Source organism: Bosea sp. PAMC 26642 (assembly GCF_001562255.1).
Taxonomy (GTDB): Bacteria; Pseudomonadota; Alphaproteobacteria; order Rhizobiales; family Beijerinckiaceae; genus Allobosea.
In genome coordinates this window covers 1,354,234-1,371,392 of record NZ_CP014301.1, presented here as the reverse complement: position 1 = coordinate 1,371,392, position 17,159 = coordinate 1,354,234, and the positions used below count along the sequence as shown (strand labels likewise).

Here is a 17,159-nt window from a genome sequence, read left to right as displayed (position 1 = left end):
CCTCTCAACGAAGGATTTGCGTCATGTCGGCTTCGCCGCTCTCCGCCGTCCAGTCGGCCGCCGAAAACCTGCTCGGGCAGTCTTGGCTGGCCATGATCGCTCGGATCGCGGTCACCCTGCCCTTCCTGCTCAGCGGCGTCGCGAAGCTCGCTGATTTCGGCGGCGCGACGGCCGAGGTGCGCGGCCTGACCGGGTTCGAGCCGGCGGCGCTCCTCGCCGTCTTAGTCATCATGACCCAGCTCGGCGGCTCGGCCCTGCTGATCGCTGGTGGGCGTTATGCCTGGATCGGCGCCGCGGCGCTCGCCGGCTTCACCGCCATCGCAACGCTCTTCGCCCATGCCTTCTGGTTGAAACCGGCGACTGAGCGCTTCCTGCACCAGAACATCTTCTTCGAGCATGTCTCGATCATCGGCGGCCTCGCCCTGCTGGCGATCCTCGCGGCCCGCTCCTGCAGAGGCCGAGCCCGATGACCGAAGCGCCACATGCCGCCCCCACAGCGCCGATCCCGTCATCGGCATTTTCGCCTTTGCGGCAGACGGTCTTTGCCGTGCTCTGGGCGGCGACCATTCTGGGAAACATCGGCACGTTCATGCGCGATGTTGCCAGCGCGTGGCTAGTGACGGATCTGTCCGGCTCGCCCTCTGCGGTGGCGATGATCCAAGTCGCCGGCACCCTGCCAATCTTCCTGCTGGCGATTCCTGCTGGCGTGCTGTCCGACATTGTCGACCGCCGTAAGCTTCTTATAGGCGTGCAGATCCTGCTCGGTCTGATCAGCGCATCCCTGCTCGCCCTGGCGCTTACCAACAGGCTGACCGTCGAGATCCTGGTCGGGCTGACCTTCCTTGGCGGCGTCGGCGCAGCGTTGATGGGGCCGACCTGGCAGTCGATCGTGCCCGAGCTCGTACCGAGATCCGACTTGCGCAACGCGATCGCGCTCAATTCACTCGGCTTCAACATCGCCCGCTCAATCGGTCCGGCGCTCGGCGGGGTCCTGCTCGTCACCTTCGGAGCGGCGGCGACCTATGGCGCGGACGTGCTCAGCTATGTCCTTGTCATCGCCGCCCTGGTCTGGTGGCGGCGTCCCGCCGGAGCCGATGACGAGCTGCGCGAGCATTTCGGTGGCGCCTTCCGAGCTGGGCTGCGCTACGCCCGCGCCAGCCGCGAGCTGCACCGGGTGCTGCTACGCGCAACGCTCTTTTTCATTTGCGCCAGTGCGATCTGGGCACTGCTGCCGCTGGTGGCCCGCCGGCTGCTTGAAGGCGGTGCCGGCTTTTACGGCCTTCTCCTCGGCGCGGTTGGCACCGGAGCGATCATCGGCGCGATCGTGCTGCCGCGGTTCCGGGCGCACATCGGCGTCGATCGCATAATGCTCGGTGCAACGCTCGTGACCGCTGCAGTCACCGCGGCGCTTGCGGCCGCGCCACCGCAATGGCTCGCGGTCATCCTGCTCCTCATCCTCGGCGGCGCCTGGATTGCGGCCCTGACCACGTTCAACGGCACGATACAGGCGATCCTGCCGAACTGGGTGCGCGGCCGGGGTCTGGCGATCTACCTGACGGTGTTCAACGGCGCCTCGGCTGCCGGAAGCCTTCTCTGGGGCCTCATTGCGGAAGCGATAGGACTTCAAGGCGCATTGGTCGCGGCGGCTTTGGCGCTGGTCGTCGTCGCCTTCGCAGCGTTACGCCTACCGCTGCCGGAGGGCGAGTCCGACCTGACCCCCTCGTCGCATTGGCCGGAGCCCGCCATCGCCGAGCCGGTCGAGCATGATCGTGGCCCGGTGACGATCACGATCGAATACCGCATCGCCCGCGAGAATCGCGCAGCCTTTCTGGCAGCCATCGCCCGGGTCGCCCCCGAGCGGAGGCGCGACGGCGCCTTCGCGTGGGGCGTCAGCGAGGATGCGGCCTCGCCCGAGCGCATCGTGGAATGGTTTATGGTCGAGTCCTGGGCGGAGCACCTGCGGCAGCACAAGCGCGTGTCGAAGGCCGATGCCGACCTCCAGGCCGAGGTGAGGCGCTTCCATGCTGGGCCTGAGGCACCGATCGTCACGCATCTGCTCGGGCTTTCGCCGCAACGGGAGGGCCGCAAGACTGGTGCGGCGGATCACGAGTCATGAGCTCGGCATGGTCGGATTCATGGCCGGATTGCCGCCTCCGCGATGTCGCCGGCGCAGCGCTGGTCGCGATCCTCGGACTGAGCGAGACCGCCGCCCTCGCACAGACCCCAACCAACCGCCCTGCCTATGAAAGCCACCGCTTCAACGAGGATTGGACGCCCCTGCGCGACCCAGCTCTGCAGACCGACCCGTTCGACCCGGTCAAATGGATTCCGCTAAGCGGCGACGGCTCGGTGTATCTGACGCTGGGCGGCGAGTTCAGGGCGCGCTTCGAATCCTCGCGCGATCCGGTCTTCGGACTCGGTTCGCCGCGCCGTAATGACTATACGCTGCTGCGCTCCTTCCTGTTCGCCGACCTCCATTTCGGCACCAATGCCAGGGCCTTCGTTGAACTGGCCAGCGGCCTCGCACCGGGCTGGGCCGGCAAGCCGCCGCCGACGCAGAAGGACCAGGTCGATGTCCTGCAGGCCTTCGGCGAGCTGTCGCTCCCGGCTGCTGGCGGCGAGATCATGCTGCGCGGCGGCCGCCAGGAAATGAGCTTTGGCTCCTCACGTCTTGTCTCGGTCCGCGAAAGCCCGAATATCCGCCGCGCCTTCGACGGCGCCCGCGCCGCCTGGATTGGATCAGGCGAGTCGCGGATCGACGCCTTCCTGATGCGTCCGGTCGCCCCGCAGCTCGGGGCCTTCAACGATAGCAACGATCGGGCCCAGCTATTTTGGGGCGCCTATGCGACAGCGGCGATCCCCTTGATGCCCGGCCTCAAGGCCGATCTCTACTATCTCGGCCTTGAGCGCGACGAGGCCCGCTTCGCCCAAGGCACAGCGACCGAGCGCCGGCACACGCTCGGCACCCGGCTCTTCGGCAAGCGAAGCGGTTTCGACTGGAATATCGAAGCGGCCTTCCAGTTCGGCAGCTTCGGCACGGCCGATATTTTCGCCTGGACCGTCTCGGGGAACCTTGGCTACCGCTTCGCCGATCTACCCTTCTCGCCGCGCCTCGGACTGAACGCCGACGCCATCAGCGGCGACGGGAACCTGCGCGACAACCGACTCGGCACCTTCAACCCGCTGTTTCCGAAGCTGCCATACTTCTCCGAGGCCAATCTCGCCGCGCCGGCCAACCTGATCGACATCCAGCCGAACCTGACCCTGTCGCTCACACCAAAACTCAGCGTCACGCTCGGTTGGAACCCGCTCTGGAAACAGGCCGAGGCCGATGGCTTCTATGCGCCGCCGCTCAGTCCGGTCCGCGGGACCGCCGGCGGAACCGGCCGCTTCATCGGTCAGCAGACCAGCGCGGCATTCGAGTGGAGCGCGACGGAGCACCTGACGATCGGCGGGACCTATGTCCACTACACGCCCGGCGAGCGGCTGAAGCAGGCCGGCGGGCGCTCGGGTGATTTTGTCGCCGGTTGGGCGCAGTTCATATTTTAATCGTCAGGCGTTGGCACACCGCGTACGCCTTCCCCATTACAGTGCGACAAGTGTAACTGCGGGGGCACGATCGCCAATCAAACCGGCCGAAGAGGACGTTCCTAGAGTTAGCTATGGGCCAGAATCGCTCTTGTTTCTCCCGGGTTTGATGCGCCAAACTCCGGCGGACGTGAAACTGGCTGGGGGACTAGGACTCTGAGACATTTCCAAAAATCGCCAAAAACAGCACAAATTCGCAGTTTTTGCGTGATTTCGGTCGATCCCTTCCATCTTCGCGCACCTCCAGTGGACCTGTTTGGTGGACCAACGTCAAGAGTCCGTTTCGGAAAATGCGCACCGTCGTGTTGAACGTCGATTGCTGCGATCTCCTTAGCCGAACTGCCGTGAGAAACCGGTAAGAGTCATGTTTTCGGCAATCGCATCATGCGGGATCAGCGCGTAGCGCCACGACTTGCCGCCGTAGCTTGCCGAATGATTGCTCGCGTGCCGGCACCATTCGAGCGCTGAATCGCGCTTCGCCAGCACCTCGGGCTCAGTCGTCTGGTTTGAGGCCTTGAGGGAACGGAGCCAGCCGCTACTATCTTGGCTGCATTCGACGGCAGCCTAAGCCTCTACACACCAAACGCTCTTGGCCCCTTTTTTTTGGCTTGGCGAGGACGTCGAGCCACTTGCGTCGGCAGGTTCACTGGACTGGTGCTGGCTCGTTGCCGCCAAAACTGCCGCCGACGCGTCCACCGGGCGTACTGCCGCGCTCCTCTGGATGGTCACGCCCAGATATCAAATTTGCCCCCTCCTCGGGACCACTCTAAACGACCAGTGACACCTTCCTCTCAACGAGACCGAACAATGGCCGATACACCCCCGGCAGCCGGCAAATTGGATCCAAATGGACGATTTTCGGTTTCAGCGGACGAATGGTTTGCTTTAGCCGAAGAGGCCCTTGCCGCGCTAGCTGGCGTTCAGCAGAAGCGACGCGGCAAGATTCTTGAAGATCTAAGTTCCCGCTTCGGTCCTCACCCTACGCACATTCGTCGTGCGGCCAAGGCAGGCGCCTTTTTGAGGGTCTTGGCCAGCTCTGAGCCGATCCTGGCAAAGGCACTTCAAAAGCAGTCATTTCAAGCAGTCGAGATCATCGAACGCTGGTATCGCAGCGATACAAGGGGCGCACGGCGAGCTGCACGGCGCCTCCTGAACGGGGATTATTCAATCGCGTCACTTGCTGCCGATCAGAGGAATCGCACCGTCCTGCAGGTCGACCTCGACGATGCACTCGATGAACAGCTTGTGGCGTCATTTTCGCGGCAAGCGTCACAACTGGCTCATAAAATTCTTGGGCCTCTGAGCAACGTGCAAGCGAGGCCGCCCGGTCTTGGGCTCGGATCCCTGGTCGATCAGATCGTCCGCGACGACGGCGACAAGGCCTATGCGATCTTTCTCGCCGAGCGTCTCACGAGCGCGTCAGAATTGGCTATCCGCGATTCCCTTCTCATAGGCGACATTTTGAAGTGTATCGCTTTGAACATCACGCCTGTCATCGCACACGATAAGGACCGGAACATGGGTCCCCTGCGGGATATGTTCCGGTCCTTCGGTATCGCAGAGACAAAGGCTGTCTTCGTCGCTGTTGATTTTACGCCGAGGCTGGCCACGCTTGAGATAGCTGGAGACTGAAAGTCCACGATTAGTTCTGAGAGGTGGCAGGCCCCCTACCAGCCGCTCCGATCACTTCATCCTCGATCTGGACTTCTTTCCGCACCGCCGCTTCGTGGGCCACTTGGAGATCCTGAATCGTCTGCTGGATGAAGGCGATGCCAGCGTCAGGATTCTTCTGGGCCTCTTCATAGGCAGTTTTGGACGGGGCCGCTCGTGCCATGCCGAGAGACATGGCGGCCCACTTAACAGCGACTGCCGGCTTCAGGTTCAGCTTGCCGTTGACGGCCGTCGCGTTGATCAACGCCATCGCGGCGTTGAAGATCAAGTTCGAGTCCCGGGTCGCGCTGTAGGGCTCGAATTCAACGGGCGCAGCCTGGCCCGTCCCCATAGCGAACGACTTCGATGCGTTCTCGTTCATGCGGTCGCTCCCACTAGGCCTGCGTGCCCGGCTTCTGCGAGCCGGACTGAACGGGCTGACCCGCCGACTGCGCCGCAGCGCGAGCGCGCGTTTCGGCATCGCGCTGCTGGATCACCTTGTTGACCTCATCGCGCAGCAGCTGCTCCTTCCGCATCTTCGCCTTGATCTTCGCCTCGTCGGACTTGCGCTTCCGCTCGGCGAGATAGCGGCTCTGTTCCTGCTGCAGCAGCGGCGTCCGCTCATCGAAGATCAAGCCGGCGTCGTAGGCGGTCCGCACGAGCTTTGCGACAACCTCATTCTTGCCGGCGCGGGTGGCGCGTTCGGCAATCTCCTCGATGAGGGCGACCGGCTTCCCGGCGGCGGCCCACGTCTGCCCGACACCATTCATCAGCTTCCCCTCGGCGGCGACGTCGTCGAACCGCACTCCCATCACACTATTAGCCATCTGAAGATCCTTTCACAGCCGCTGCCATGGCGACAGCACCCTGCATATGAATGATTCGCACACGGATTACAATGTATATAGTAAATCAGCAAATACCGTGTAGGGTGCCAGGAGGGTCCAGTGGAGGACGGCACGTCCTCCCGGCCCGCCTAGGCAATCCGAACAGCTCCAAGGTCGCCGTTCCAAATTGCGCGTGCCTGGCAGGGGCCTGTGAAGATCTTGATGGAGGAATGCGTGTTCCACTTCGGTGCCCGATGGGTTCGAGCTGATCCTGCGAAAGGCTCTTTCTCGGCGGGCTCAAAATCCGCTTATATTGCCGGCGAAACGCATTGGCTCGGACGAGCTTTGTCGCGTCCTCACCATCCAAGCGAGATCGCATGCGTCGGCATTAGCGTTCCTGCTGGTGTTACGCGCGACAAAGTGCAGCTTTGGCAGGCCGCTGACCAGATGGAGCGCCGGAAGGACGGCGAGTATCAGCGCCGGGCGGGCAAGGCGCCACGCGTTGCCGTTCATATTGACGCAGCCCTTCCATACGGGCTGACAACGCAGCAGGCTCAAGCAGCAACCGAAACTTTCGCGGCCGCGCTGGTCGGTCGGTTCGGTGTGTTCGCGCAGTGGGCGGTGCATCACAAGGAAGGCAGCGCTAACGACCATATGCACATCCTTATGTCGACCCGACGATTTGCGGAAACCGATTTCGGGCGCAAAGTTCGTGCGCTAGACGGCATCGCGGCCCGGAAGAAGGAACTTGCCGAGGGCAATCCGCTCATCGTCGAGACCCGCAATGGCACACGACAAATCTCCGGAGAGATGGAGTGGATGCGCTCGACCTGGGCTGATCTTATTTCCCAGTTCACCCTCGAGCGTGTCGACCATCGGTCCTTCGCACGCCAAGGCATTCCGGATGAACCGGTCACCATCCTCCGACGTGGCGAGATCGAATATCAGAAAAGGCTCGAACGTCGCGGCATCCCTCACATATCATGGCGCCAGACAAGGTCTGTCGAGTTGGAGGCGCGAGAAGTAACATCCTGGGGTTCGCCGTTACTCGCGTCGACATCGAACCTGAGCGCGTCCGACCGATCGCGGTCGCGGAGGAACCGGCTACGTCAACTGCATCGCGATGAACTCACGCCGATGCAAGGCGAGGTCGTTGCGGCGAGCACGACCCATCAGCACGATGTTTTGCTGGGCGCGAGCTCGGATGTCGATCTGTCAATCGTCACCGCCTCCTCCGCCTCAGTCCCAAACGCTTCATTATCGACGCGCTCCCGTAATGCTAAGCGCCGTCGGGCACGCATGAGGCAAAGCGGTATTGAGCGGCTTACCGCTAGGTTGGATGACGCGCCGCTGCTGGTTTTGCCTCCCCAGCGAAACCGCAGCGATCGTCTTGTTTCGGATCAGACAAGCGCCAGGCGCGCACGTCTTCGGCTGCAAAATGCTGCAGCGATGGTCGCCGTCGCTGCGCCCGATAAGCGAACAAGACAGTTTCGGGACGATTGCATCAAAGCGCTGAAGAAGCGGGGTAGAGCGATCCTTTTAGCAAAAATCAGCAAGGATGGTAGGCGAGCTGGCGACCTTGAACCAAGCCGTCTGAGGACGGCTATGCAACACGCAATCGAGGCCCAGATCGAAGACGCCAAGGGATCTTTAGGGAACGACACAAGGATCATCGATTTGTTTCGCCAGGCCGAACGTGAACGGCAGCGCCTCATTGTGGATCTGCATCGAGCTGCTGGAGTCCTAGCGCATCTAGGAAAGCGCGGCCGCAGGGCGACATTGGAGGCATTTAGGATCTTCCGCACATTGGAGGGGCGGCGCCTCGCTCTGGATCTCCGCCATGACGACGAAGCTAAAAATTTGATGGTTCAGACCATCAATCAACTAGGTGAGCTCCCGACTTGGGCGCAGGTCAGCCGGTCCGTGCCCGCGATCCAGCCCGACGCTCATTTCCTTTATCCGGTTTCGGTAGTTGATAACGCCGCGCCCACTCGTAACGCCGGGCCCACCAGCGCGCCTGCGGCTTCGAGGCGATCGGAATTCGAAGAGGTCCTTGGAGAGACCGCGTATCGAATGCATATCCATAACAAGCTGACAGGGCCTCGAATGGTCGCGATGTCAGCGGCAGCTAGCATAAACGCAAACGACCTTGCTAAGGCCGCACAGCGGTGGGCAGACCGGGGATCTGCTCCGCGCAGCTGGGGAGATCTAACCGAGGCCCTGTCTAAATTTGGTCGGGAGGGTCGACTCGTTTCTCAAATCGTCGCCAGCGTCCAAGTGATCCATCAACATCCGACGAAGCCCTTCGCAAAATCCGAAAACGCCACCGCACCCAAAAGCGCCACTAAACTGCCGGAAATTTAGCGTCCTCACGTCAGCCCAACCACACGCAGTCGAGATAATCACCTCCTCGTCTCGCAGGGCGAGGCCTGCGTAAAACGCGGGCGAACGAATGGTTCGCTGATGCGTTCGCCATGCATTTGCGCTACACGCGCCCTGCTCTGCACCCGGGTGGAATGCGCCAACAGCTGACGCTGGAGTGCCACCCAGGAACGGACTTTGAGGTTTCGAACAGTGTCGAATTACAAGCCCTCTAGATTGCACCTCGCTCGTCAGACAGACTTTAAGACGCGATGCTACGTCATACCGATCAGGCGCGCGCCATCGCGAAACAGCGTCTCGTCATCAGTGTTGAAATGCATCGCGGTGAGGAAATCATCGACGCCGTATTGCGGCAGTTCCGTACGGATGGCTTCGAGATGAGCCTGCGCCTTGTCGCGCCGGCCGGCGAGCCCAAGCGCCAGGGCGGCGATCGCTAGGATCTGGGCATGAGCATTCGGGCGAGCGGCGGCCTTGACCGCCCAATCAGCCGCCTCGTCGAACAGCCCAAGGCGAACCAGCGCCATGGCGCGGGCGCCGAGCATGCCGAACAGCATCGGGTCGAACGGGCTGAGCTGGCGCGAATGATCCGAGGATACAATGGCCGCTTCAGCATCGCCGGCCTGCGAGTGGATGAAGGCCAGGGCATAATGCCCCTGAGCGAAGTTGGGGCTGAGATCGATCGCCTGCTCCAGCTCCGTGACCGCCTGGTCGTGCCGGCCGCGCAGCCAGAGCGCCCTGCCCATGGCCCAATGCGCCGCCGGATCCCTGTCATCGACCATAAGGCTTTGCCCGGCCGCCTCAAAAGCCCGGTCGATTTGGGGCGCTCGGGCGGTCCAGCCCTGAAAGGCATTCTGGAAATGGGTGAAGGACAGCCCAGCATAGGCACGCGCGAAGGTCGGATCGAGCTTTACCGCCTTCTCGAAGAAATGCCCGGCCTGTTCGTTGTCGGCCTTGTTGAACCGGTACATATGCCAGAGGCCGCGGTGATGCGCCTCCCATGCGTTCAGGCTGCTCGGCGGCTTGAGGATCGCGCGGTTGCGCTCGGTGGTTTCGATCTCGCTGGCGACGCTGGCGACGATCCGATTGCCGATCTCGTCGAGCACGATGAACGTTTCGTCCAGGGCGCGGTTGAAGATCTCGGCCCACAGGATCCTGCCGCTGTGGCTCTCGCTCAGTTCGACCGTGACCGTCAGGCGGCTGCCGTGATGCCGCACCGAACCGCTGACGACGTATTCGACCTTCAGCATTCGGCCTGCCTGCTGTGGGCCGATATGCCGGTCATGCAGCCTGAAGACGGAACCCTGGGCGATGACGAAGAGGCTGCGCAGCTTCGCGAGCCGCGTGATGACGTCATGGGCAAGCGCTGCCGCAGCCCCGCCATTTTCGCCGGCCGTCACGGACTGATCGATGAATGGCATCACCGCGATGGAGGCCCGGTGCGCCGCGACGATGACCGGCTCGCTCTCGTCTGCGATGGCGTTGGCTGCAGCGAGGACGGCACGTGTTGGCGCACGATCCCCGTCGCGCGTCCTGGCTGCATGCCATGCCTTGCGAAGGGGGCTGCTATCAAACCCGTCGGCCTCGAACAGACGCATTGCTGCCGCCAGATGCTCGTCGCCATCCCGAATCTGGCCATTGCGTGCGAGCCGCTCGAACAGAACGCCGTGGGCGTTTAGATCAAACGGGGCGAGCTCCAACCAGCGATCGAGGCAACCGGCGCCATGGTCTTCGCCGCTGGCGACGAGCCTTTCGAGCAGCGCGATATGGCTGTGATGAAAACGCCGCCGTTGCGCGACGAGCCAGTTGCCATAGGCCGGACAGCGTTCGATCTCCAGACCATCAAGGATGTCGCCTTCGAACAGATCTGCGAGCGCTCTCAATCGGGCTGGGGAAAGCGCCGCGATGTCGCTCTGACTCGCGCGGACGATGTCGCGCGCATCGACGCTGCAATCCGACAGATCGAGCCGAACCGTGTCGGACTGCGTGACGACCCTTGACCGGCCCGGCTCGTCGACGAGGTGCCTGATCTTGCTGAGGCACCAGCGCAACTCACCGCGCGGGTCGTTGGGACCATCCCAGAGCAGTTCACAGAGCTTGGTCCGCGCGACCGGTTGCGGAGCGAGCACGAGATAGCCCAACAACGCGAGAACCTTGCGCGACGCAGGGAGCGCGAGGAGCGAGCCGTTGCGCCGGATCGCGAGCGGTCCCAGGAGCCGCAGCTGCAGGACCGATGCTGCACCGGACTCGCGGCTTATGTCGGATTCCACGGCCATATCCACGTCGGCTCCCACGCTCGGTTCCACGAGTGGCACTTACCGTCTGCAGTGTCGTCTCTCGTCTCGCAACGGCAGGCCAATGGACAGCCGCAGCGAGTCGAATTGCGACAGCACGACACTGCACATGGGAGAGCGATCGATGTCAGCCACAGCAGCAATCCAGGGCCAGGCCCCGCAGACCGTAGACTTCCCGGCAATCAAGGCACGCCAACAGGCGGCCTGGTCCTCGGGCGACTATGCCGTCGTCGGCACAACGCTGCAAATCGTCGGAGAGAACCTGTGCGAGGCCCTCGATCTACGCTCGGGCCAGACGGTGCTCGACGTAGCTGCCGGCAACGGCAACGCCAGCCTGGCGGCAGCCCGGCGCTGGTGCAAGGTGACGAGCACAGACTATGTCGGCGCGTTGCTCGATCGTGCTCGCGAGAGGGCCGGTGCCGAGCGGCTGGAGATGTCGTTTCGTGAAGCGGATGCCGAGGCGCTGCCGTTCGCGGACGCCAGCTTCGACGCCGTCCTCTCGACCTTTGGCGTGATGTTCACGCCTGACCAGGAGCAGGCGGCCGCCGAACTCGTGCGTGTCTGCCGGCATGGCGGCAAGATAGGCATGGCGAACTGGACGCCAGAAGGTTTCATCGGCCAGCTCTTCAAGACAATCGGCAAGCATGTCCCGCCGCCGCAAGGCGCGCGTTCGCCGGCTCTGTGGGGAACGCAGGCGCGGCTTGCCGAGCTTTTCGACCCCCGTCTCGCCACGATCGAGGCGACGGATCGTCACTTCGACTTCCGCTATCGCTCGCCGGAGCATTGGCTCGAAGTCTTCAAGGGCTATTACGGCCCCGTGCTCAAGGCGTTCGCATCGCTGGCGCCACCGGCACAGGCAGCACTGGAGCAAGATCTGATGGCGCTCATCGCCCGGTTCAACCGCTCGGGAGACGGTACCATGGTAGTGCCGAGCGCCTATCTGGAAGTTATCATCACGCGGCGTTGATAAAGGGCGTTGCAGCCGACAGAAGACGCCCGCGCTATGGCGCGGGCGCAACATGCGCCAGAAGGACACCGAGATCGCGGAGCTCACAAAAAGGGTTTCCGCCAGACGCGAGCTCGTCGAGCACGTTGGCTTTTTCTACGCCAAGAACGAGGCCGGAAAGGCAACGGGAATTCCGTTTTGCTCTGCATGCCTTGAAAAAGATGGTGCGCAAATTCGACCGGCGCATCAACTGGCGGGCGTTTACAAATGCCCGCGATGCAACGCTCTCTATGCAGACCTCGTGAAGCTGCCCTGACCTCAGATACACGCGGCCGCAGCGATCAGCCGGCCGGATTGGATCGGCGGCCTCTTGCGAGGCTGTGGACAGCCACAGTCGGGCGGTTGCTCGACGGCGCTTCATTGCCCAGCGTGCGGGTATGAGCCGATCCCTTCACTTCCGAGTTTGGGTCCCGCTTGGGCTTCTAGCTCTGCTTTTTATTCTCGGCGTCCTCTGGATCGCGGGAGGCGACGTCTGCACGGCTCGCTCTGACGATATCGAATTGAAGAAGGCCGCGAATTGCTTCGAATTTTGGTTCAATCGCTATCAGTCGCTGGCTGGAAACATCATTACCGCCGCGGTCGCCGCCCTTACCTTGCGTTGGGCTGCCAAGCAGCTGGGAGCTGCTGACAGGCAAGTGGCGGCCGCTAACCGTCAAGCCGCTGTGGCCGGCGCGGAAGCTTTGCGAGCAGTGGCTGCTGACCTCAACAAGATACGAGCCGATCTTGAGCTATGCGGTTCAGGAATCGGAAAATGGGCACGCGCCGCCGATCTCGGTGTAGAATTTGACGGAAGCGGCGCGACTGGCCTTTTGATGTTCCATCGACGCGTCGACGCAATTCTTTCCAGCGTCATCGAGGTGCTCTCGCCTCTCGAGACGGTCCAGCTTCAGAGCGGGGACGACGAGATATTTCAGCTTACGGAGCGTCTGCGGATGAGGCTCACAAGTGTGATCGTCGGCGCAGGTCAAATCAGGATATTGAGGGGCAGCGATATGCTCACCGGTGGGGATGGGCCCGCGTTGCACTCGATGACTACAATCCAGCAAGAATGCCGGGCGGGCATCGAGGTCAACAACGAGGCCCTGACGCTCATTAGGCGTCGCGTAGCGCAGACATGGAAGGCAATCAGGGCTTTTGAGGACGAGGCGATCGGACGCACCTCAGGACCGCCGCTGAAAGCCTGATGACACAATCGATTCTCAGCCCCCGAGCTCCTCCCGCTGCGCGATAAGCCTGCGAACGACCTCCCTTGTCACCCTGAGCCAGTGGTACATGGCGACGTCATCGTCAGCCGACGCTGCTGAATCCGTGCCTCGATTAGCGTCGTCTCGATGAAGTAGGCCATCGTGCCGAAGCCTCGCGCATCAGCGTCGGCTTTGACTGCCTCCAGCCTTTCGATCAAATCATCGACCCGTCGAAGCGGGATCAGCGGCACCACCGACATCACTCATCCTCACCACCAACATGCCGCCTTCGCCCATCTGCGCCGGCTTGGCCGAGAGAATGTCTGCCTTGCGGCCCTCGATCAAGAAGAGGCGGATCAAGCTGGGCGGAAGATCCCGTAGCCGGCCGGAACTGAGGTACGAGATGTGGGCAGCGGCGTCGCGGTCTGAAGAGTACCTTACGGCTCGTGTTCAAGCGCCACCCAGCGCTGGGCAATGCGCCTCCAACGAGCCCCGGACCTGGCCAGTCGTCAAGCGGCCTCTGTCAACGCGAGATTGTGCTGGCCCATCACGACTCGATTCCGGCCGGCGGATTTCGCCTGGTATAGCCCCTCATCGGCGCGGGCGATGACATCCTCGATATCCCGATCCCGCGGACCGGCCATAGCCGCGCCGACGCTGATCGTGATCGAGAGATGGGCCAGCCCCTGCGTCACGATCGTATTCTCGACGGCCTCGCGGATGCGGTTCGCCAGCAGCATCGCCCCGGCATCGTCGGTCTCGCGCAGCAGCACGACGAACTCCTCGCCGCCGAAGCGGGCGACCTTGTCCGTGGTGCGAACCTGCCCAGCGATGATCTTGCCGACCGCGCGAATGACTTCGTCGCCGGCGGCGTGGCCGAAGGTGTCGTTGACGCGCTTGAAATGATCGATGTCGAACATCAGCACGCCGACATCACGCTTGTAGCGCTTGAAATAGTTCATCGCGTCTTCTGCGAAGGGCAGGAAGGCGCGGCGATTGAAGAGGCTGGTCAGTGGATCGGTGTCGGCGAGAGCGCGCAGCGTGTGGATGTCCGCCCCGAGGCGGCGGGTCTTTTCGTCGGAGGCGCGGGCCTGTTCTTCCGCCCTAAGCTCGACCTCGCGCGCGGCCTCCCTGGCTTCCTGCGCGCCCCTTTCGGCAGTGCCGACGCGGCGCAACAGTGAGCGCACGGTTCCGGAAAGCTGAAGCAGATCGCGCGAGCCATGCTGGCGTTGGACGCTGTCGGCACCGGGATGGCGGCCGATCAGGTCGATCGCGCGACACAACCGCGTCAGCGGTCTTGTCACCGTGCCCGCGAGAAACCAGGCGAGGGCTGAGCCCAATGCCGCGATCAGCATGCCGAGCAGGCCGATCGTGAGCGCCAGGCGATTGGCCGGCGCCAGCGCAACATCGACCGGGCGCCGCGAGGCGACGATCCAGCCCAGCCCGGGATACTCGCCCTCGCCCTGTGTCGCAACGAGCGTCGTCAGCATCCGGCGCCCACCGCTCGTATCCTGGAACGTCGCCGGCTTGCCGGATCTCGCTGCATGCAACCAGGCGGCCGGCACTGCACCAGCGCGCTGCGGTCCCAGCAGGATATTGCCATCTCGGCCCAGCACCCAGATGTCGGATTCGAGCTGGCGATCGTATTTCCGTAGGAGATGAGAGCGGACCTCGCTGGCCCAGTTCCAGCTCAAATGCGCGCCGAGAACGCCTGCAAGCGCGCCGTTGGCGCCATAGACGGGCATGGCGACATCGACGAAGCGGAACGGCGCGGCGTCGGGGTCGCGGCGCAGCAGGCCGTCGAGCAGCTTGGCGTCGTGCACATCCTCGACGGTGCCGGTTGCCGAACGCGAGACTTGATCGACCGCCGGCGATCCTGAAAATTTTGATGCTACGCTCGCCGTTGACGTCGACAACGACGGCGTCGCCGTCCTTGGGCACCAGGCTACGGTCGACCGTAATCAGACTGCCGTCGAAGATGCCGACGTCGATGGCGCTGTCGCCGGCCACCGTCATGATGAAGGTCGCCGGGGCGTTCTGGATGAGCACCCGCGACAGGTCGATCGGCTGGTCCAGGTAGTCGTCAGCCGGCGACGGGAAGCCCGCGCGCACTGCCTTCAGATAGACCGGCAGGAAGATCGGCGGTCCAAGGACGGCGGGCGAGACGTGCATCGATTGCGTTCCTCAAAATGAGAACGTAATGAGAACGAACCCGCCTCCCGGAGTCAAGCCATGGCAAGCGTCGAGACCTTCTTCCTCCAGCCGTTCAAGACGCACCGCAAGCGCCTGGTGCCGGGGCAGCGCGTGCTGGCGAAGACGAAGCATCATGCGCTGCGCGATGGCGAGCGGCTCGGCCGCACGGCGGAGGGTCTGGCCGTGATCCATGTGACTGCGGACGACGAGACCGGCGAGGTTAGCGCGCTTGCAGTCCTCGCTCGCCACGGCGAAATCCCGGAGGCATTCGAGGAAGAGATCCGCGCGCTGTGAGCCTTCATCGCGGCAAAGACGTCGGCGAACCGACTGCCGGGTTTGCAAGCGGCGGGCTACGGCCTTCGGCGCGATCCGTCACACTATTGGGGCGATTCCAGGAGAGGCACCAAGGCTTGAAGGGCGCCGGCATCAGCGGTGCCAGGGATCCTTGCGGTCGGGCGCCTTGATCGCCCGAATTTTCCGCAGCAACCTCGTCTTATGCACAAACTCAAGCGTGCTCATGCCGTCACTTACACGGGGGATCCGTAGTTTCGCGCCTTCGTGACTGCCGCTAGGATTTAATTCTTAATTATATACGTGACAAAGCAGTTTTCGTGATGCATGATTCTCAGCGACAGGCCGGTGCTGAACTAGGGTGCGGAAACGTGGTAAGGCTCCCTTGCAACCGCTGGGGAGCCTTACGCGTGGAAAGAATTGACCTTTTTCAGCTCTACTCGATTGGCAGTGAGCTGCACCCAATCGCGGTGGTCGTATCGGACGACACGACGGTAGGGCGTCTGTTCATGCCCCTTATGAACGCGAGCGCTGCTATCGAACGCCTGCTTGGCCCCGATGCGCCGGCGCGTCTGGATTTCTGCCGCCCCGACGCGGCGCTTTTGCGTCGTGAACTGGGCAATTTGCAGAACACCTACTTCCGCGATGGGGAAGGGAATTGGACCTTCCCGCCTGACGGGAACCTGAAGATCGAAGCCTGGCGAATGTACGGGGCCAAGAACGCCATGGCCGCGTTTGAGGCGGTTTTCCGTACCGATATGCAGAGGTCTGCCACGTATCTTGTCCCGAAGCGCGGGACGTACGATTTGGGAGACCTTGTGGACCGCGCTAACGAGACGTTCCCGCCCGAAGTAAGAGTGACCATGGGGCCGCTTGCAAACGACGAGTATATCAGCGCCGGTCGTTGCTACGCTTTCGGGTTGTATACGGCTTCCGGCTACCATAGCTGCCGAGCGATCGAGGCTGTCTTCCGCGAGTATTACCGACTTTTCACGGGCAAGGCTGACAACGGCAAAGAGCAATGGGGCGATTTGATCGGGGGCTTGGAGAAGTGTTCAGGCGCCCTAGTCCCTGAGCCTAAAACGCTTAGCCACATTCGCCACGTCAAAGACTTTGATCGGAACCCGCTTGCGCACGTTCGCGCGGTATTGGATGCCACTGACGCGGACATGCTTTTTGCTTATTCCAAGGTCACAATCACGGCTATGGCAGCAGAAATCAACAAGAAGCGGCTGGCCGGATCGCCGGTTCTGGCGCTGGCGGTGAGCAATGCCGCAGCGTCCTGACGAAGACGAGAAACGCCGCGACGAGGTGTTGAAGCGGATGCTGGCGACGCCGCCGAAGCCGCATGATGCGAAAGCGCCGAAAGACGAGGGCAAGAACGTCAAAAAGAAAAAGAGCCCGGTCGTTAAACCGGGCTCTTAAGGTCTCGTTAACCGTATCATTCTCTAATCGGGCAGCCGTCTGATGCTGCGACAAGATTGATCGCATGCACGCAGTCGGCCTTGTTGATATAGCCTTCCCCGGAATTTGCGATCTTCCGGTTGTTGGCTCCGAAGAGCGTCCAACGCCATTGATTATTGGCGTCTCGGTAGAGATGGAACCACATGTCATCATCCTCTCATCAGCCGTTTGCGACGTTCCTCTTCGAATACCGGCACGACGGCGATGAGTGGGCTTTCACCATTCAAGCCAAGGATGCAGCCGATGCTCGTGAACGGCTGAAGGCTTTGACTTGGGCACGGTA

At 62.5% G+C, this 17,159-nt stretch carries 18 protein-coding genes and 1 pseudogene; 11 read left to right on the top strand and 8 right to left on the bottom strand.

The features are described 5' to 3' along the window. The first annotated feature begins 23 nt into the window (after nucleotides 1–23). From AXW83_RS06400 to AXW83_RS06390, 3 genes are read left to right on the top strand one after another with little or no spacing between them, the layout of a single operon-like run. The gene (locus AXW83_RS06400) at nucleotides 24–470 is read left to right on the top strand and encodes a DoxX family protein (RefSeq protein ID WP_066611630.1); all 447 of its coding nucleotides are present in this window, start codon (nucleotides 24–26) and stop codon (nucleotides 468–470) included. Continuing rightward, a complete protein-coding gene (locus AXW83_RS06395) occupies nucleotides 467–2,116 on the top strand; it encodes an MFS transporter (RefSeq protein ID WP_066611629.1) in 1,650 nt (549 codons plus the stop codon). Before AXW83_RS06400 ends, AXW83_RS06395 begins: the two co-directional genes overlap by 4 nt. Further along, complete coding sequence (locus tag AXW83_RS06390) at nucleotides 2,113–3,549, top strand: alginate export family protein (RefSeq protein ID WP_066611628.1); 1,437 nt, start codon at nucleotides 2,113–2,115, stop codon at nucleotides 3,547–3,549. Before AXW83_RS06395 ends, AXW83_RS06390 begins: the two co-directional genes overlap by 4 nt. 369 nt (nucleotides 3,550–3,918) lie before the next feature. On the opposite strand, the gene AXW83_RS26995 is transcribed toward AXW83_RS06390, so the two are convergent. Beyond that, entirely contained in the window at nucleotides 3,919–4,074 is a 156-nt protein-coding gene (locus AXW83_RS26995; RefSeq protein WP_210179651.1) for a hypothetical protein, read from the bottom strand. Nucleotides 4,075–4,395: 321 nt separating this feature from the next. Between AXW83_RS26995 and AXW83_RS06385 the strand changes: the two genes are divergently transcribed. Then, nucleotides 4,396–5,220, top strand: coding sequence for a hypothetical protein (locus AXW83_RS06385; protein WP_066611626.1), 825 nt, complete (start codon nucleotides 4,396–4,398; stop codon nucleotides 5,218–5,220). 10 nt (nucleotides 5,221–5,230) lie between these two features. Here AXW83_RS06385 and AXW83_RS06380 read toward each other — a convergent pair whose 3' ends face one another. Further along, nucleotides 5,231–5,620 (bottom strand): hypothetical protein, encoded by a 390-nt coding sequence (locus tag AXW83_RS06380; protein ID WP_066611624.1) that lies wholly within the window; start codon nucleotides 5,618–5,620, stop codon nucleotides 5,231–5,233. Between the two features lie 13 nt (nucleotides 5,621–5,633). Further along, complete coding sequence (locus AXW83_RS06375; RefSeq protein WP_156639846.1) at nucleotides 5,634–6,065, bottom strand: hypothetical protein; 432 nt, start codon at nucleotides 6,063–6,065, stop codon at nucleotides 5,634–5,636. 210 nt (nucleotides 6,066–6,275) lie between these two features. Between AXW83_RS06375 and AXW83_RS06370 the strand changes: the two genes are divergently transcribed. Further along, a complete protein-coding gene (locus AXW83_RS06370; protein WP_156639844.1) occupies nucleotides 6,276–8,429 on the top strand; it encodes a MobA/MobL family protein in 2,154 nt (717 codons plus the stop codon). Between the two features lie 272 nt (nucleotides 8,430–8,701). Here AXW83_RS06370 and AXW83_RS06365 read toward each other — a convergent pair whose 3' ends face one another. Beyond that, nucleotides 8,702–10,720, bottom strand: coding sequence for a tetratricopeptide repeat protein (locus AXW83_RS06365; protein ID WP_066611621.1), 2,019 nt, complete (start codon nucleotides 10,718–10,720; stop codon nucleotides 8,702–8,704). 142 nt (nucleotides 10,721–10,862) lie between these two features. On the opposite strand from AXW83_RS06365, the gene AXW83_RS06360 reads away from it, so the two are divergent. From AXW83_RS06360 to AXW83_RS06355, 3 genes are all read left to right on the top strand, one after another. Beyond that, complete coding sequence (locus tag AXW83_RS06360) at nucleotides 10,863–11,705, top strand: class I SAM-dependent methyltransferase (RefSeq protein WP_066611619.1); 843 nt, start codon at nucleotides 10,863–10,865, stop codon at nucleotides 11,703–11,705. Between the two features lie 52 nt (nucleotides 11,706–11,757). After that, nucleotides 11,758–12,000 carry a hypothetical protein gene (locus AXW83_RS26990; protein WP_156639842.1) on the top strand — a complete coding sequence of 81 codons (243 nt, stop codon included), beginning with the start codon at nucleotides 11,758–11,760 and terminating at the stop codon, nucleotides 11,998–12,000. A 244-nt stretch (nucleotides 12,001–12,244) separates the two neighbouring features. Then, nucleotides 12,245–12,928 (top strand): hypothetical protein, encoded by a 684-nt coding sequence (locus tag AXW83_RS06355; RefSeq protein ID WP_156639840.1) that lies wholly within the window; start codon nucleotides 12,245–12,247, stop codon nucleotides 12,926–12,928. A gap of 68 nt (nucleotides 12,929–12,996) precedes the next feature. Here AXW83_RS06355 and AXW83_RS06350 read toward each other — a convergent pair whose 3' ends face one another. The 3 genes and pseudogenes from AXW83_RS06350 to AXW83_RS28220 form a co-directional block, all read right to left on the bottom strand. Next, entirely contained in the window at nucleotides 12,997–13,188 is a 192-nt protein-coding gene (locus tag AXW83_RS06350) for a hypothetical protein (protein WP_066611616.1), read from the bottom strand. A gap of 249 nt (nucleotides 13,189–13,437) precedes the next feature. After that, nucleotides 13,438–14,751, bottom strand: coding sequence for a GGDEF domain-containing protein (locus AXW83_RS06345; RefSeq protein ID WP_066611614.1), 1,314 nt, complete (start codon nucleotides 14,749–14,751; stop codon nucleotides 13,438–13,440). 88 nt (nucleotides 14,752–14,839) lie between these two features. Further along, nucleotides 14,840–15,100, bottom strand: a pseudogene (locus AXW83_RS28220) (LexA family protein); the annotation flags it as partial. A gap of 60 nt (nucleotides 15,101–15,160) precedes the next feature. Between AXW83_RS28220 and AXW83_RS06335 the strand changes: the two are divergent. The 3 genes from AXW83_RS06335 to AXW83_RS26985 all read left to right on the top strand — a co-directional run bounded on the left by AXW83_RS06335 (nucleotide 15,161) and on the right by AXW83_RS26985 (nucleotide 16,837). After that, nucleotides 15,161–15,415 (top strand): hypothetical protein, encoded by a 255-nt coding sequence (locus AXW83_RS06335; RefSeq protein ID WP_066611607.1) that lies wholly within the window; start codon nucleotides 15,161–15,163, stop codon nucleotides 15,413–15,415. Nucleotides 15,416–15,822: 407 nt separating this feature from the next. Continuing rightward, complete coding sequence (locus AXW83_RS06330) at nucleotides 15,823–16,698, top strand: hypothetical protein (protein ID WP_066611605.1); 876 nt, start codon at nucleotides 15,823–15,825, stop codon at nucleotides 16,696–16,698. Beyond that, a complete protein-coding gene (locus AXW83_RS26985; protein WP_156639839.1) occupies nucleotides 16,682–16,837 on the top strand; it encodes a hypothetical protein in 156 nt (51 codons plus the stop codon). The genes AXW83_RS06330 and AXW83_RS26985 overlap by 17 nt, the downstream gene beginning before the upstream one ends. Before the next feature lie 16 nt (nucleotides 16,838–16,853). Here the strand turns inward: AXW83_RS26985 and AXW83_RS26440 are convergent, their stop codons facing one another. Then, on the bottom strand, nucleotides 16,854–17,021 hold the full coding sequence (locus tag AXW83_RS26440) for a YegP family protein (RefSeq protein WP_082766982.1): 168 nt from the start codon (nucleotides 17,019–17,021) through the stop codon (nucleotides 16,854–16,856). Nucleotides 17,022–17,159 lie beyond the last annotated feature (138 nt).